Raw genomic sequence first — 15,700 nt, 5'->3', positions numbered from 1 at the left:
ACCCTTCGCTGTCACTTGACCAGTAGAGGTCTGGAACGCTTCCTGCAAGCATTGCGGCCGCATCCAAACAGCCCAACAAATTCTGTAAGAGGCTGTTTGGTTAATAAGGCCCATGCGATAGCCGTCCAGGAAGTGAGCCCTGTGGGCGAAACTGACTGGAGTACGGCGAACCGCTCGGGAAGTGTCGCCGCAGGCGACGATGGAAGTTTTATTATTTCCCAACCCCTTTTTATTTTCTCCTATTCCTTACCACAAATGCATCATATGCTGCAGCAAGAGGCTGACCACGGTAATGCCGATCCAGCAGCAGCCCCCCAGCAAGATGGGCTTGCCCCCGGTTTTCACCAGCTTGACGATGTTACTGTTTAGCCCAATGGCGGCCATGGCCATGACAATCATGAATTTGCTCAGTGTCTTTAACGGCCCAAAGACCTCGTGGCCCACCCCCATATGCAGGGCAATGGTGGTCACAATGGAAGCCAGCACAAAGTAGATGATAAACTTGGGAACCAGGGAGGAAATGCTCAGTTTCTTCTTCCCTTCCTTGGCTTCCAGGTCTTCTTCCTTTTTGGCATAATACAGGGACAGGGCCACCGTAATGGGAATAATGGCCAGGGTCCGGGTAAGCTTTACCGTCACAGCCTTATCCAGGGTGGCGTTCCCCAGGTTCCACATGCTGTCCCAGGTAGCAGCGGCAGCGGTTACCGAGGAGGTATCGTTGACAGCGGTGCCGGCAAAGATCCCGAACCCTTCCCCGCTGACCGTACTAAAGCCCAATGCAGCCCCCAGCATGGGGAACAGAATGGCGGCCAGTACATTAAAGAAGAAAATAACAGAAATCGCCTGGGCCACTTCTTCATCGTCCGCATGGACCACCGGCGCCGTAGCAGCAATGGCGGAACCCCCGCAGATGGAAGACCCCACCCCAATCAGGGTAGAAATCTTGGTAGGAATGTTCATGGCCTTGTGCAGCAGGTAGGACAAAATCAGCGAAGTGGAAATGGTGCAGACGATAATGGGCAGGGACTGCTTGCCGGTGGCAGCCACCACGTTCAGGTCCATGCCAAAGCCCAGCAGCACTACGGCCGCCTGCAAAATGATTTTGGACGTCCATTTGATGCCCGGTTCCGCATTGCCCTTGTCCGTCCAGAGCATGGTAATCACCATACCCAGCAAGATGGCAATGACAGCACCCCCGATTACCGGAAACAGCTTCCCGCAGATCCAGGCTGGAATGGCAATGGCCAGGCAGACCAGGATTCCTTTTGTTTTTGTTTGACCCATGTTTCTCCCCCGTTCCAGGCCCCGGCTTCCCGGCGCCCCAAGTAGTTTTTTGAAAGTTCGCTCATTATTATAGCAGAGGTCTTCCGAAATAAAAAATTATGTTTTATAATGAGCCTATAAATTATTGTTATGGAGGCGCTTATGGAACCACGGTTAGAAACGTTTTTATGTGTTTGCCAGACCATGAATTTTACCCGGGCCGCCGAGCAGCTGAACCTGACCCAGCCCGCTGTATCCCAGCATATCCGGTTTTTGGAAAAACAGTACGGAATGCCCCTGTTTATCCACGACGGCCGCCGGCTGCGCCTGACCCCGGCCGGAAAGGTCCTGCGGTCGGCAGTTTCCGTCATGCGCAACGATGAGGCCGAGGTGCGCCGCCGGATGCAGACAGCGGAGGCCCCCTCCCAGCAGCTGTTTTTCGGGGTCACCATGACCATTGGAGAATACGCCGTGACCCAGCCCCTGGCCGCCTACTGCAAGCGCCACCCGGAAAAAAATATCAAAGTGGTTTTTGGCAACACCAAGGAACTGCTGGAGCTGCTGGAACAGGGCCAGCTGGACTTTGCCCTGGTGGAGGGATACTATCCCGCCAACCAATTTGACCATATGCCCTACAGTACGGAAGCCTTTGTGCCAGTGTGCGCCGCCTCCCACCAGTTTGCCCGGGAACCCCGGCGGCTGCGGGATCTGCTCTGCGAACGGCTGATTGTCCGGGAGCCCGGCTCCGGTACCCGGAACATCCTGGAGCGGAACCTGGCCCTGCAAGACCTGACCATCAGCGATTTCGCCCACTATATCCAGGTGGGCAATATGCATACCATTATTGGGCTGATGTGCCAGGACTGCGGCATCACCTTCCTGTACCGGATTGCCGTAGAAAAGGAGCTGGCCCAGGGCAGCTGCCACCAGCTCCATTTGCAGGATTTTTCCATGGAACACGATTTTGACTTTATCTGGGTGCGCAACAGCATTTTTTCTGCGGAGCACCGGGCCATCTGTTCCGAGCTAAAGGCCCTGGCCAGCAGCTAAGCCCGGCCGGGGTCCCAGCACCCGGAGCAGCTCCTCCGGGGAGGTAATCCCCTGGAGCACCTTCTGCCGGCCATCTTCCCACAGGGTGGTCATACCGGCGGCGCAGGCCGCCTGTTCCAGCTGCTGTTCTCCGGCCCCCTGAAGGATTTGCCGGCGCAGACCTTCATCCAGCAGCAGGACTTCCTGGAGAGCCAGCCGCCCCTGGTAGCCCGTATGCCGGCAATGGGGACAGCCCACCGCCGTATAGAGAGGCACCTGCTCCGAGACCCCCAGATAGCTGCGCTCCCAGCCAGCTGCCTGGGGCAGTTGTTTTTTGCAATGGGGACAGAGCACCCGCACCAACTGCTGGGCAGCAGCTGCCTGCAAAGCAGCCGCCAACAGATAGGGCTCCACCCCCATATCCAGCAGCCGGGTCACCGCTCCTGCTGCCGTATTGGTGTGCAGAGTGCTGAACACCAAATGTCCGGTCAGGGCCGCTTGGATGCTCATGGCGGCCGTTTCCCGGTCCCGGATTTCCCCCAACATGATAATGTCCGGATCCTGGCGCAAAATGGTGCGCAAAGAGCGGGCAAAATCCAAGCCCACCTTCCGGTTCACCGCCACCTGGCTGATGCCGTCCAGCTGGTACTCCACCGGGTCTTCCACGGTAATGATATTTTTCCCCTGGCGGTCCAGGGTGCTGAGGAGAGCGTACAGCGTAGTGGATTTGCCGCTGCCCGTAGGCCCGGTAACCAGAATCAGCCCATGGGGCTGCAGTACGGCCTGGCGCAACTGGGCCAGATTGTGCTGGGGAAAGCCCAGGGCGCCCAATTCCAGCCGCACCCGCTGCCGGTCCAGCAGCCGGAGTACCAGGGTCTCCCCGTAGAGCGTAGGCAGGGAGGAAACCCGGATATCCACCAGGCGGCCTTCCCATTCTCCCTGGAGCCTGCCATCCTGGGGCAGACGTTTTTCCCCAATATCCAGCCCCGCCATAATCTTAAACCGGGACAACAGCGGTTCCTGGAGATGTTTGGGCACCAGGGTGAGAAATTGGAGCACCCCGTCAATCCGGCAGCGGACCTGAAGTCCGTCCTTGCCCGGTTCCAAATGGATATCGCTAGCCCCCAGGCCCAGGCCCTGATTCAGCAGGGTTTCTGCCAGGGCAATGGCCGGAGAAGCTGCCCCGCCTGTTTCTTCCGGCAGCACGTGCGTAGACAATAGAATAAAGTGGCTTTGTGAAGTGGAAATTGATGGTCCCATTGCGTCCTCCTAAAGCTTGATTTCCCTTTTATTATGCCAAATAACCCGTTCGTTTCAAAGTTATTGAAATAAACGGGTTTTCTTTTATAATAATCGGGAGAAGGCCACATTTTTTCCAAGGAGGACCGCTTATGCTCACCGCTTTTCTTTCCACCTATTCCCTGCCCCAAATCCGTCCCGTCCACCTGGTATTTCCCCTGCTGCTGGGCTGCACGGCACTTTCCCTGTACCTATACAGCCGTCCCCTGCCCTATCCGGACGTGCCCCCGGTACCCAAAGTGAAAACCCAGCAGACAAAGCCCCAACTCCCAGCCTCCACCTTACAAGTACAAAAGAACCGGGTGTCCCCCCAGCGGGACCCGTTCCGGCCCTTAAACCATCCAGTAACCGTTTCTCCGACGGTGCCCAAAACCGCTGCCCCCAAAACAGGTGCAATTTCAATTCCCAGCAGCGGCACTGCGGCCGCGCCCCAGCCAGCAGCCGTCCGGCCCCGGCTTTTGGGGCTCCTGTCCTGCCAAGGCAAGCGCCAGGCCCTGTGGTCCACGGCCCAGGGGGTACTCCGCACCCAGGAAGGGGATACCCTTCCCAATGGCAGCAGGATTACCGCCATCGGCTCCCGCTCCCTAACCACCACCCAGGGGGAAGTGGCCCTTGGGGAGGTGCTGCCATGAAGGCCCTGTTTTTAGCACTTTGCTTCCTGCTGCTCCCACGCCTGGTGCTGGCCGCTCCGCCCATTTCCCTGTCCGTGGACCGGGCACCGGTGCGGGACGTGCTCCAAACCCTGGCCTCCCTGTCCGGGGAAAGCATCATCACAGACCCGGAGCTGCGGCAGACGATTTCCCTGGAGCTCCACGAGCTGCCCTTTGAGGAAGCTTTGGACCTGATTACCCAAAGCAGCGGCCTTAGCTGCCGCCGGGAGGGAAAGGTCTATCTAGTGTCCACTCCGGAGCGGTTCAAGCAGCGCTTTGGCAGCCTGTCCCTGCACCCTTTGGAATACATTCCAGCCAAGGAAACGGCGGAAACCCTAAGGCCCCTGTTTACTGGCCCCCTATCCTACGACAGCATCACCAACACCCTGCTATTTGGCGGCGACCCGGCCCAGGACCGGCAACTGGCCAAGGCTTTGGAAACCCTGGACCGCCCCACCCGGCAGATTACCCTGGAAGCCCGGATTCTCTCCCTGGACGAAGACGCTTCCCGGGAGCTGGGGCTGCAATGGAACTGGGGTCCCCTGCCCACGAAAAGTACCGACCAAACGGAGGACAGCGGCAGCCAGGAAACCTACGCCGGGCGCATCCATCTGGGCCACGGCTATTCCACCCAGTTCCAGGCTGTGCTGTCCGCCCTGTGCCAGGAGGGGAAGGCCAAAATTCTGGCTACGCCCCGAATTATTACCCTGCCGGGCAAGGAAGCCAGCATCTTTATCGGCGACCATATTCCCGTCGTCACGGAAAAGGTTACCAATTCCACCACCAGCACCACCACGGAATACGTGGACGCCGGCATCCGGCTGTCCTACACTCCCATTCTCAGCCAGGACGGGCTGATTACCGCCCAGGTCCATACGGAAGTCAGCACCCCCACCCTGATTGCCGAGCTGAAGAACTACCGGATTACCAGCCGCACCGCAGACACCCACGTGCGTATGCGGGAAAAGGAAACCCTGGTGATTGGCGGCCTCATCAGCGAGCAGGAGCAGCGGCGGCTGGAAAGCGTGCCCCTGTTGTCCAAGCTGCCGCTTTTAGGCGAATTCTTCAAGTTCCGCTCCCGGAGCAAAAGCAAGACAGAAGTCTGTATGCTGCTGACGCCCTACATCACAGAGTCCGGCCATTCCCCCAGCATTTATGGGCCAGCCGAACAGGAAGCCCGGGCAGGACACCAGCCAGCCTCCTCTGCCCCCGCAGCTTTGCCCCAGGGGGAGGACCCGGCAGCCCAGCCCTAATAGACAACAACAGCCGTCCTCCACTCTCCTGTGAGTGGGGAACGGCTGTTTGCCTGTGTTTCCTATTTATCGTCCGGCCGGTGGTCCCAGATATCTTCCTTGCAGGGGATATGGGGATCGGGGGATACGTGAACCATGCAGTGCTTGACTTCCGGGAAGTTTTGCTCGATGGTATCGTGGACCTCGTCGGCGATATGGTGGGCCTTGAACAGGCTCAGGTTCCCGTCGGCGGTAATATCAATGTCCACGTAGAATTTGGCGCCGAAAAGGCGGGTTCTGATGGAGTCAATGCCCCGGACTCCGGGCTGGTCCATGACATGGTTGCGCATATCCTGAATGGTTTCTTCGTTGCAGGCGTGGTCCACCAGCTTGTCGGAGGCATCGTGGAATATGCCCACAGACGCGTAGATAATCATCAGGCAAATGACAATGGAGGCCAGGGGATCCATAATGGGATACCCCATCCGGGCCCCAAAGATACCGATAAAGGAACCAATGGAGGACAGGGCGTCGCTGCGGTGGTGCCAGGCATCGGCCATCAGGGCACCGGAGTGGATTTCGTCTGCGGCGTGCTTGGTGTACCAGAACATGGCTTCCTTGGTGACAATGGAAATCACGGCAGCGGCCAGGGCAATAAAGGCCGGGGCTTCCCGGTTCACATAGGTTTTATGGATAATGGTGGTCACGCCTTCGTAGCCAATGCCCAGGCCGGTGAACAGCAGGATAAAGGCCAGGAACAGGGTGGCAATGTACTCCTGCTTTTCGTGGCCGTACTGGTGGTCCTCATCGGAGGCCCGGCTGGACAGCACCACCCCGAAAATCACGATGATGGTACTGAACACATCGGAAGCGGAGTGGATGGCATCGGAAATCATGGCGGCGGAATGGCCAAAAATCCCGGCCAGGAATTTAAAGGTGCTGAGCATCAGGTTGATGACAATGCTCACATAGGAAACGTGCATGGCAACATCGCTGCTGCTTTGGGTAGGATTACTCATAATAACCACCTGGAATCTAAATTTCAGTAAAAAAAGAACACCTGAGGAACGGCTGGCCCCACAAGTGCTGGCGATATTCTTCTACTTAGTTACTAGTCTAAGGCCAGCCCGGGCCATTGTCAAGAAAGTTGGGAAGGGGTAAGCGTAGCGGCTGTAAGTTAGAAAATCATAACCATAAAGGAAGCTGCCCAGGGGGATATTGCCGCCAGCCGTGAAATATTGTACACTAGAAAGAAGTGCTTCCTGCCTTTGGGCGGGACAAAATAGCAAGGCATAACAGCGGGGATTTCCCCGGGAGGATACATCACTATGACAAACGAAACAACGGGGCGGCAGCAGCTGGCAGCCCTTTGGACGGACCAGGGCCTGAAAGCAGACCGGACCCTGAAGATTTGGGAATCCGCCGTGCTTCTTCCCCTGCGCTGGGGGCAGGAGGGCTGGGAGATTCTTTTTGAGGTGCGGGCTTCCACCATGACCTGGCAGCCCGGGGATATCTGCTTTCCTGGCGGCCACCGGGAGGACAGCGACCCCACCCTGCTCTATACGGCGCTCCGGGAAACGGAAGAAGAACTGGGGATTCCCCGTTCCTCCGTCCAGGTGCTGGGCCCCCTGCCCTATTTCTACGGCCCCATGGGTCCCCTGATTTTCCCCTTTGCAGGGATTCTCCAGGAAGGCCAGGAGCTGACCGTGGACCCTGAGGAGGTGGGCGAGGTATTTGCCGTTCCCCTGAAGGACCTGCTGGCCATGACCCCGGAAACGGGCACCATCCAGATTGGTACCCACCGGGAAGACGATTTCCCAGAGGGCCTGGTGGCACCGGTCAAGCCGGGCTGGAAGCCCCAGTTTGACTACACAGTGTACTTCTATCCCTGGAAGGACAAGATGATCTGGGGCATTACCGCCAGAGTCCTGCACAACTTTTTGCAGCTGGTCAGGGAAAAAGGCTTGGCCTGAGCTTGATAAAAAAAAGATGTTTTTCTGCGGGTGCAGAGAAACATCTTTTTTTGCGTTCAGATAAAGCGTCCCGTTACGCTGTCCAGGCAGCTGCGGATTTCCTGGGGCGTGCCCTGGGCCACAATCCGGCCGCCAGCCTTGCCGCCGCCGGGCCCCATATCCACCAGGTAGTCTGCGGCACGAATCACGTCCAGGTCGTGCTCGATGACCAGCACCGTGGCTCCCAGGTCAAGGAGCTGATGGAATACCCCCAGCAGGGTTTCCACGTCCTTGGGGTGGAGGCCTATGGTGGGCTCGTCAAACACAAAGACCGTATCCCCCTGGCCCCTGCCCATTTCGCTGGCCAGTTTCAGCCGCTGGGCTTCGCCTCCGGAAAGACCGGGAGTTTCTTCGCCCAGGGTCAAATACCCCAGGCCCAGGTCGTGGAGCACCTGAAGCCGGCGCTGGAGCAGGCTGAGTCCCTTGCAGGCAAGGAGGGCCTGGTCCACGCTCATATTCATCAGCTCCGGCAAACTGTAGCTATGCCCGTCCTTGGCCTTCCGATGGATGGCGTGGGCCTCCTTGCTGTAGCGGGAGCCCCGGCAGTCCGGACAGGGAATGTCCACGTCCGGCAGAAACTGCACGTCCAGGGAGATTTGCCCGGTGCCGTCGCAGGTAGGGCAGCGGAGTTTGCCGGTATTATAGGAAAAGTCCCCGGCCTTGTACCCCAGGGCTTTGGCGTCCTCGGTGCGGGCGTACACCTTCCGCAGCTCGTCGTGAATCCCGGCGTAGGTGGCCACGGTGGAGCGGACGTTGATGCCGATGGGGGTGGCATCGATGAGCTTCACCTGGGAGATGCCCGGGGCTTCCACGCTTTTCACGTGGGCCGGAAGGGGCGTGCCTTCTATCGCAGCCTTCAGGGCAGGAATCAGGCTCTCCAGTACCAGGGTGGTCTTCCCGGAGCCGGAAACCCCGGTGACCACCGTGAGGCGCCCTAGCGGCAGCTTGACGTCCAGGGGCTGCACCGTGTGAAGCTGGTCCGTTGCCAGGTGCAGGGTTCCCTTGGCAAACAGTTCTTTTTGGGGCAGTCCCGGGGGCAGCAGGTGGGGCTTTTCCTCCTTTTGCAGGTAGGGGCCAATCAGGGACTGGGGATTCTGCTCCAGCTCCGCCACTGTGCCCTGGGCTACCAGCTTTCCGCCGTCAGCCCCGGACCCCGGTCCCATTTCCAGCAGATACTGGCTGTGGCAAAGAACCTGGGTATCGTGGTCCACAAGTACCACCGAGTTGCCGTCCGCCACCAGGTCGTCCAGCACCGCCGTGAGCCCCTGGAGGTTATAGGGATGGAGCCCAATGGAGGGCTCGTCCAGCACGTACAGTACCCCGGTGGTCCGGTTCCGCACGGCCCGGGCCAATTGGACCCGCTGCCGCTCCCCGGTGGACAGTGTGCCGGAAGCCCGGTCCAGGGACAGGTACCCCAGCCCCAGGTCCCTCAGCCGTTTGGCCGTGTCCAAAAAGGCTTCGCAGATGCTTTGGGCCATGGGGCGCATTTCTTCCGGCAGGGAAGCGGGCACTCCCCGGACCCAGACCACCAGGTCGTCCAGGGTCATTTGGGAAGCCTGGTCCAGGCCAATCCCCCGGAGCCGGGGCGCCCGGGTAGCTTCCGACATCCGGGAGCCGTGGCAGTCCGGGCAGACCCCTTCCTTCAGGAACCGCTCCAGCCGCTTCATGCCCTTTTCATCCTTGACCTTGGCCAGGGCATTTTCCACGGTATAGTTGGCGTTGTAATAGGTAAAATCCAGCTCGGTGCTCTGCTGAGTTTTGGGGTTGATGTAGAGAATGTGCTTTTTCTCCGCCGGGCCGTGGTAAACGACCCATTTTTCTTTTGGCGTCAGGTCCTTAAAGGGCACGTCCGTACGCACCCCCATTTCCCGGCACACCTCCTTCATCAGGGACCACATCAGGGTCCCCCACACCACCACGGCCCCCTGGTCGATGGTCAGGTTCTCGTCGGGCACCAGGGAGGCCTGGTTCACCGTCCGCACGATGCCCGTACCGCCGCAGGTGGGACAGGCGCCCCGGCTGTTAAAGGCCAGATCTTCGGCCCCTGGCCCGTAGAATTTGGCGCCGCACTCCGGGCAGGTAATTTCCTGCATGGCGGCTACCGCCAGGGAGGGCGGCACATAATGGCCGTTGGGGCAGCGGTGGCTGGCCAGCCGGGAGAATATCAGCCGCAGGCTGTTGGACAGCTCACTGAGGGTGCCAAAGGTACTGCGGATACCCGGCACCCCAGGCCGCTGGTGGAGGGCCAGGGCGGCCGGCACGTAGCGCACCTCGTCCACATCTGCCCGCTGGGCCTGGGTCATTCGCCGCCGGGTATAGGTGGACAGGGACTCCAGGTACCGTCGAGAGCCTTCGGCATAGAGGATGCCCAGTGCCAGGGAGGATTTCCCCGAACCGGACACCCCGGCAATACCCACAATTTTGTGTAAAGGAATATCCACATTGATATTTTTCAGATTATGGACCCGGGCGCCCCGGACCTGAATCATTTTAGGAGAGGAAGACAAGAAAATCACCTCGCAGAGAATAGCTGGGCCGCACCAGGTTTATTGCGTTTAGGGGTGCTGACCCCGGGCCGTCTGCTGGACGGTCACTGCTTTTATTATAGCGGCAAAGGCCAGCCAGGACAAATGACGGCGGAAAGCCTGCCGCTGCCTGGGATCTGGCATAACAAAAAACGCATGGTTTTTAGCCAATTGGAATTCATAATTTCACTTTCTTCCAGCTCTTGACATTCAACTGGACTTTAGTGTTAAGGTATAATCAGCAAGCAATTGCAGGTTTGCAAGGAAAGGAGCTATGCTTTTATGACTATCCCTTTTGTAACGCTAAATAATGGTGTAAAAATGCCCCAGGAAGGCTTTGGGGTGTTCCAGGTCACGGACCTGGAACAGTGCAAGCAGGCGGTGAAGGACGCCCTAAACTTGGGCTACCGGCTGCTGGACACAGCCAGCAGCTACCAGAATGAGGAAGCGGTGGGCGCCGCCATCAAGGAAAGCGGCGTTCCCAGGCAGGAACTTTTCCTGACCACCAAGGCCTATATGCAGGAAATGGGCTACGAAAAGACCAAGGAAGCCTTTGACCGGTCCTGTAAGAAACTGGGGACGGATTACCTGGACCTGTACCTGATCCATATGCCCCTGGCGGATTACTACGGGTCCTGGCGGGCCATGACGGAGCTCTATCAGGCCGGACGAATCCGGGCCATCGGCGTCTGCAACTTCCTGCCCGACCGGCTGGTGGACCTGTGCTTCAATACAGATATTGTGCCGGCGGTGAACCAGCTGGAACTGCATCCCTTCTACCAGCGGGCTGACGAACTGGCCCTGCTCAAGGAATACGGCGTGCAGCCGGAGGCCTGGGCGCCCTTTGCCGAAGGCATGAACGGTATGTTCACCAACCCGGTGCTCTCCGCCATTGCCGAGGCCCACGGCAAAACTACTGCCCAGGTCATCCTGCGCTGGAACGTACAGCGGGGCGTGGTGATTATCCCCAAATCCGTCCATAAGGAACGGATGGAGCAGAACCTGGCCATCTGGGACTTTGCCCTGACGGACGCAGAAATGCAGCAGATTGCCAGCCTGGACCTGGGCCGGCCCCAAATGCTAGACACCCGGAACGTCAAGGAAGTACGGCGGGTGTACGATTATCTGAACAACCCGGTAGTAACCAGCTTATAAACTGGAGAGAAGCTGTCCTCCAAACTAAAGAATCCCCCGCTGCGATGCGCACCGGGGGATTTGTTGCTATAAGCTTTTCTGTTAGGCTTTGCCGTTCAATTCTTTTTGCTTTTCCGCTTCCAGCCGCACTTTCAAAGCTTGGATTTTCTTTATTAGGCGTTCCAGGGTCTGGCGATAGGCTTCCTCTCCTTTGCCGGTGGGGTCTTCCAAACCCCAATCTTCACGCCAGCGGGCCGGCAGGGCTGGGCACTGGACGCCGCAGCCCATGGTCACCACCCCATCCAGGGGCGGCAGCTGGTCCAAGGTTTTGCAATACTGGCCTTGGGCCTTCATATCAATCTGGTACAGCTTGGCCAAAAGGTGGCAGGCTTCCGGATCGATTTCTTTGGCGGGCTGGGTTCCTGCCGAGCAGCTGGTCCATACGTCCCCCGCCAGTTTCCTTGCCAGGGCTTCCGCCAACTGGCTGCGGCAGGCATTATGGACACATACAAAGGCAATCACTGGCTTAGTCATGGGAGAACCACCCTTTCGTAGCATTGGCAAAACGCACCAAAAGCAGCATGACAGGCACTTCTGTCAGTACACCCACGGTAGTAGCCAAAGCAGCCGGACTGGTGGTGCCAAAGAGAGCCACCGCCACTGCCACTGCCAGTTCAAAAAAGTTGGAGGCTCCAATCATACCGGCGGGAGCAGCAATAGCAAAAGGAAGCCGCAAAAACCAACAGAGGGCATAGGCCAGCCCGAAGATAAACAGGGTCTGCACCACCAAAGGAACTGCTAGAAGTACAATATGGACGGGGTTTGCCAAAATCACCCCAGCCTGGGAGCTGAAAATCAGCACCAGCGTCAGCAAAAGGCCCAGGGTGGTAATGCCGTCAAATTTGGGCAGAAACGTTTCTTCCAGATACTGCTGCCCGTAACGGCGGGTAACATAGGCCCGGGTGGCCACGCCAAAAACCAGGGGAATCACCACAAAAAGGAAGATGCTCACAAACAGGGTACTGTACGGCACAAATACCTGGGAAACGCCCAACAGAAAGGAAACAATAGGCACAAAGGCCACCAGGATAATCAGGTCATTGGTGGCAACCTGCACCACGGTGTAGGCCGGATTTCCGTGGGTCAGGGTGCTCCAGACAAAGACCATGGCCGTACAGGGAGCGGCTCCCAGAAGCACCATTCCCGCTAAATATTGGGTAGCCAGATCCGGGGCAATCCAGATGCGAAACAGCCCATAAAGGAACAGGCAGCTAAAGCCGTACATGGTAAAGGGTTTAATCAGCCAGTTCACCACCCAGGTCACAAAAAGACCTCTGGGATTCTCGCCGATAGCCCGGATGCTGTTAAAATCCACTTTTATCATCATGGGATAAATCATGACCCAAATCAGCACTGCAATGGGCAGGGAAATGCCCGCCAGCTGAAGCTTGCCCAAAGCCTCCGGCAGCGCCGGGACCGCGGTGCCTAGGACTACGCCAATCACCATACAGCCCAGCACCCACCAGCTGAGATGACTTTGGAAAGAAGAAATACCGGGTTTTGCCTGGGTCATGGCTGCACCTCCTGACAGGGTTCCGCCCTGCGATAACAGGCCTCCCCACATTGGAGAGAGTCAATAAAACTGCGAAAGGCCAGCAGGGTATCGCAGTTCAGGGAATAATAGGTGTTCTTCCACTCTTTCCGGCTTTGGACCAAGGCACATTCCGTCAGCACCTTCATATGGTGGGACAAGGTGGGCTGGGCAATCTGAAAATGTTCCAACAAATTGCAGGCGCACAATTCCCCCTGAGTCAAAAGCTGGACAATCTGCATCCGATGACTGTCACCCAAGGCTTTGCACACCAGCGCTGCATCTATTGCATTCATCGTAATACCTCTTTTCCCAATGGGCTGCGGCAGCGTCCCATCGATTATTATCAATATGATAAATACATTGTAGGTATCAAATCGATATTTGTCAATATGATTATTTTGCAATAGTGCAGATTGCAGGAAACCACCCGCTGTGGTATTCCGTCCATCAATTATATCTTATATCTATACATGATTTTATCAAAAATACCGGACTCTCCCCACAGGAAGCGTCCGGTTATTTTTTATGGCTATTGGGCCAGGTTTTTCTCGGCCTGTTGTTTCAGGTATTGAACCACGTCCTTGAACAGGAAAATCTTTTCGAAGTCCTTGTTCCACATGGCGTACACGTCCACGGTGAATTCGTCTTCCATAGGGATACCCACTACCCCGCCGCCCTGGGTAAAGGAGTCTTCCATCATAAAGCCGCAGCCCATGCCTTTTTGGATCAGCTGCTGCATGACCTGAATCTGGTTGCAGCGGTGGACAATCTTCAGCTCTCCGCCAGCCCTCTGGAGTTTTTCCGGCAGGCCCTGGCGCATCAGGAATTGGTCCCCAAAGTAGGAAATCAGCGGTTCATGGCAAATGTCCCGAAAGCCCACGGTTTTCCGCTGGGCCAGGGGATGGTTTTCCGGCACCACAAACAGGAAGCGCCGGCGGCACCAGAGAAAGTACGGGAAGTGGTTATTCTCCGGGGTATAGGGCACCAGCAGCAGGTTGATTTGCCGGTCTTCCAGCTTTTGCAGCAGGCTGGGCACCAGTTCGGAGGTGACTTCCACGTCGATTTCCGGAAAGCGGGCGTGGAGGCTTTGGTAAAAATCAGGAAAGCAGGAAGCGTTGGTCATAAAGGTGGTTCCCAGCCGCAGCACCTGCTGGCTGGAGCCATAGCTTTCCATGACCCGCTGGATATGGTCCACGTCCTGGAGCACCGGTTTGGCCATGCGCAGGAGATCCTGCCCCGGCGGGGTGGGCATGACGCCCCCTTTGCCCCGGTACAGCAGGGATACCTGAAATTCCTTTTCCAGTTCCTTGATGGCTTTGGTCAGGGTGGGCTGGGTGACGTGAATATTGACAGCTGCCCGGGTGAAGTTTCCTTCCCGGCAGACTTCCACAAAGTATTGGAGTTGGAGCAAGTTCATGGCAGTTCCCCCTTCGGCAGATTCAAACAGACTCCCCTATTCTTTCCCATTCTACAGCCTGAAAAGGGAAATGTAAACCAACGGTATACCAGAAGCCTTTCCTGGAGCTGTTTTCCGGCTTGCTCCCGCTCCCTGCCTGGAGTACAATAAAATTAATTTGACCCTAAGCCTGTCAAGAAACGAGGAGATAATATGGAAAACCAAAAACTGTATTTTGCCAGCGATTACCAGGAAGGGGCCCATCCGGCCATCCTGCAGCGGCTGCTGGATACCAATCTGCTGAAAACCCCGGGCTACGGCACGGACGCAATCTGTGAGTCTGCCCGGGAGCGAATCCGGAAGGCCTGCGGCACCCCTAGCGCAGCCATCCATTTTGTCAGCGGCGGCACCCAGGCCAATGCAGCCGTAATTGGTGCTGTACTCCGGCCCTACCAGGGCGTCATTTCTGCTGACAGCGGCCACGTCAGCGTACACGAAGCCGGTGCCATTGAGGCAGGCGGCCACAAAGTCCTGGCCATTCCCTCTGAAGAAGGGAAAATTTCCGCCGCCGGAGTTGCCCTGTGCCTGGCGGACTACGAGCAGGACGGCAACCGGGACCATATGGTGATGCCGGGGATGGTCTACCTGTCCCACCCCAACGAATTTGGCGTGCTGTACTCCCTGGAAGAATTAGAGGCCATCAGCCAGGTATGCCGGGAACACCACATTCCCCTGTTTGTGGACGGAGCCCGTCTGGCCTACGCCTTGGCCTGCCCGGAAAATGACGTGACCCTGGCAGACCTGGGCCGACTGTGCGACGTATTCTACATTGGCGGCACCAAATGCGGCGCCCTGCTGGGCGAAGCCATTGTCCTCCCCAATCCGGACCTGATTCCCCATTTCTTCACCATCATCAAGCAGGACGGTGCACTCCTGGCCAAGGGCCGGGTACTGGGCATCCAATTTGACGAGCTGCTGAAGGACGACCTGTACCTGCATATTGGGGAAAGCGCCATCACCTATGCCCGGCAAATCAAGAAAGCTCTGGTGGACGCTGGGTATGAACTAGTCTTTGATTCCCCCACCAACCAGATTTTCTTCATCATTGACAATGGGAAAATGGAAAAACTGGGCCAATACGCCGTGTACAACTTCGGCGAAAAATATGATGGGTCCCACTCCATCATCCGCTTCTGCACCAGCTGGGCCACCACCCAGGAAGACACGGACAAACTGTGCCAGGTAATTAAGGACAGGGTAACACAAAGCCGCCAGCAAAATCGCTGACGGCTTTTGTATTGTAGGGAAAAGCAAATTACCAGCATGTTAGATTATCCAGCTTTCATGCGGCTTCTCCAGACTTACTGATTCTGTTCCAACGCAAAAAGCATGTTACCAGCATGTTAGATTTTCCAGCTTTCATGCGGCTTCTCCCGACTTACCGGCTCTTTTCCAATGCAAAAAGCATGTTACCAGCATGTTAAATTTCTTGGTCCTGCCTCTCACACAAAAAAGACGAAGAACCGGTTTCCTCCTTTTCAGAAGGATTCCCGTTCTTCGTCTTTT

General features: G+C 57.2%; 14 protein-coding genes. 6 read left to right on the top strand and 8 right to left on the bottom strand.

From position 1 onward, the window contains the following. Positions 1-246 precede the first annotated feature (246 nt). On the bottom strand, positions 247-1,284 hold the full coding sequence (locus LKE88_RS11505; RefSeq protein WP_105327002.1) for a YeiH family protein: 1,038 nt from the start codon (positions 1,282-1,284) through the stop codon (positions 247-249). A 141-nt stretch (positions 1,285-1,425) separates the two neighbouring features. Between LKE88_RS11505 and LKE88_RS11500 the strand changes: the two genes are divergently transcribed. Continuing rightward, on the top strand, positions 1,426-2,313 hold the full coding sequence (locus LKE88_RS11500) for a LysR family transcriptional regulator (protein WP_118286907.1): 888 nt from the start codon (positions 1,426-1,428) through the stop codon (positions 2,311-2,313). Here LKE88_RS11500 and LKE88_RS11495 read toward each other — a convergent pair. Beyond that, entirely contained in the window at positions 2,290-3,552 is a 1,263-nt protein-coding gene (locus LKE88_RS11495; protein WP_118286906.1) for a GspE/PulE family protein, read from the bottom strand. The genes LKE88_RS11500 and LKE88_RS11495 overlap by 24 nt on opposite strands. Before the next feature lie 131 nt (positions 3,553-3,683). Between LKE88_RS11495 and LKE88_RS11490 the strand changes: the two genes are divergently transcribed. Continuing rightward, on the top strand, positions 3,684-4,223 hold the full coding sequence (locus LKE88_RS11490; RefSeq protein ID WP_118286905.1) for a hypothetical protein: 540 nt from the start codon (positions 3,684-3,686) through the stop codon (positions 4,221-4,223). After that, a complete protein-coding gene (locus LKE88_RS11485) occupies positions 4,220-5,494 on the top strand; it encodes a secretin GspD/PilQ domain-containing protein (RefSeq protein WP_118286904.1) in 1,275 nt (424 codons plus the stop codon). The genes LKE88_RS11490 and LKE88_RS11485 overlap by 4 nt, the downstream gene beginning before the upstream one ends. A gap of 62 nt (positions 5,495-5,556) precedes the next feature. Here the strand turns inward: LKE88_RS11485 and LKE88_RS11480 are convergent, their stop codons facing one another. Continuing rightward, the gene (locus LKE88_RS11480; RefSeq protein ID WP_105326998.1) at positions 5,557-6,492 is read right to left on the bottom strand and encodes a cation diffusion facilitator family transporter; all 936 of its coding nucleotides are present in this window, start codon (positions 6,490-6,492) and stop codon (positions 5,557-5,559) included. 309 nt (positions 6,493-6,801) lie between these two features. Here LKE88_RS11480 and LKE88_RS11475 point away from each other — a divergent pair, with 309 nt between their 5' ends. Next, positions 6,802-7,446 carry an NUDIX hydrolase gene (locus tag LKE88_RS11475; protein WP_105326997.1) on the top strand — a complete coding sequence of 215 codons (645 nt, stop codon included), beginning with the start codon at positions 6,802-6,804 and terminating at the stop codon, positions 7,444-7,446. A 56-nt stretch (positions 7,447-7,502) separates the two neighbouring features. On the opposite strand, the gene LKE88_RS11470 is transcribed toward LKE88_RS11475, so the two are convergent. Next, positions 7,503-9,974 carry an excinuclease ABC subunit UvrA gene (locus LKE88_RS11470; RefSeq protein WP_118286903.1) on the bottom strand — a complete coding sequence of 824 codons (2,472 nt, stop codon included), beginning with the start codon at positions 9,972-9,974 and terminating at the stop codon, positions 7,503-7,505. A gap of 324 nt (positions 9,975-10,298) precedes the next feature. On the opposite strand from LKE88_RS11470, the gene LKE88_RS11465 reads away from it, so the two are divergent. Next, positions 10,299-11,165: an aldo/keto reductase gene (locus LKE88_RS11465; protein WP_105327440.1), complete on the top strand. Its 867-nt coding sequence runs from the start codon at positions 10,299-10,301 to the stop codon at positions 11,163-11,165. A gap of 81 nt (positions 11,166-11,246) precedes the next feature. Here the strand turns inward: LKE88_RS11465 and LKE88_RS11460 are convergent, their stop codons facing one another. The 4 genes from LKE88_RS11460 to LKE88_RS11445 form a co-directional block, all read right to left on the bottom strand. Further along, complete coding sequence (locus tag LKE88_RS11460; RefSeq protein ID WP_118286902.1) at positions 11,247-11,678, bottom strand: arsenate reductase/protein-tyrosine-phosphatase family protein; 432 nt, start codon at positions 11,676-11,678, stop codon at positions 11,247-11,249. Beyond that, on the bottom strand, positions 11,671-12,717 hold the full coding sequence (arsB, locus tag LKE88_RS11455; protein WP_105326994.1) for an ACR3 family arsenite efflux transporter: 1,047 nt from the start codon (positions 12,715-12,717) through the stop codon (positions 11,671-11,673). Before arsB ends, LKE88_RS11460 begins: the two co-directional genes overlap by 8 nt. Beyond that, positions 12,714-13,031 (bottom strand): ArsR/SmtB family transcription factor, encoded by a 318-nt coding sequence (locus LKE88_RS11450; protein ID WP_105326993.1) that lies wholly within the window; start codon positions 13,029-13,031, stop codon positions 12,714-12,716. Before LKE88_RS11450 ends, arsB begins: the two co-directional genes overlap by 4 nt. A 236-nt stretch (positions 13,032-13,267) precedes the next feature. Then, positions 13,268-14,155, bottom strand: a complete 888-nt coding sequence (locus LKE88_RS11445) for a LysR family transcriptional regulator (RefSeq protein WP_105326992.1) — start codon at positions 14,153-14,155, stop codon at positions 13,268-13,270. Positions 14,156-14,347: 192 nt separating this feature from the next. On the opposite strand from LKE88_RS11445, the gene LKE88_RS11440 reads away from it, so the two are divergent. Beyond that, the gene (locus LKE88_RS11440; RefSeq protein ID WP_118286900.1) at positions 14,348-15,421 is read left to right on the top strand and encodes a threonine aldolase family protein; all 1,074 of its coding nucleotides are present in this window, start codon (positions 14,348-14,350) and stop codon (positions 15,419-15,421) included. The last annotated feature ends 279 nt before the right edge of the window (positions 15,422-15,700 follow it).

It is taken from the genome of Acidaminococcus hominis (genome assembly GCF_022484025.1).
Lineage (GTDB): Bacteria > Bacillota > Negativicutes > Acidaminococcales > Acidaminococcaceae > Acidaminococcus > Acidaminococcus hominis.
The sequence above is the reverse complement of the archived record's forward strand: the minus strand, read 5'-3'. Positions and strand labels throughout refer to the sequence as shown.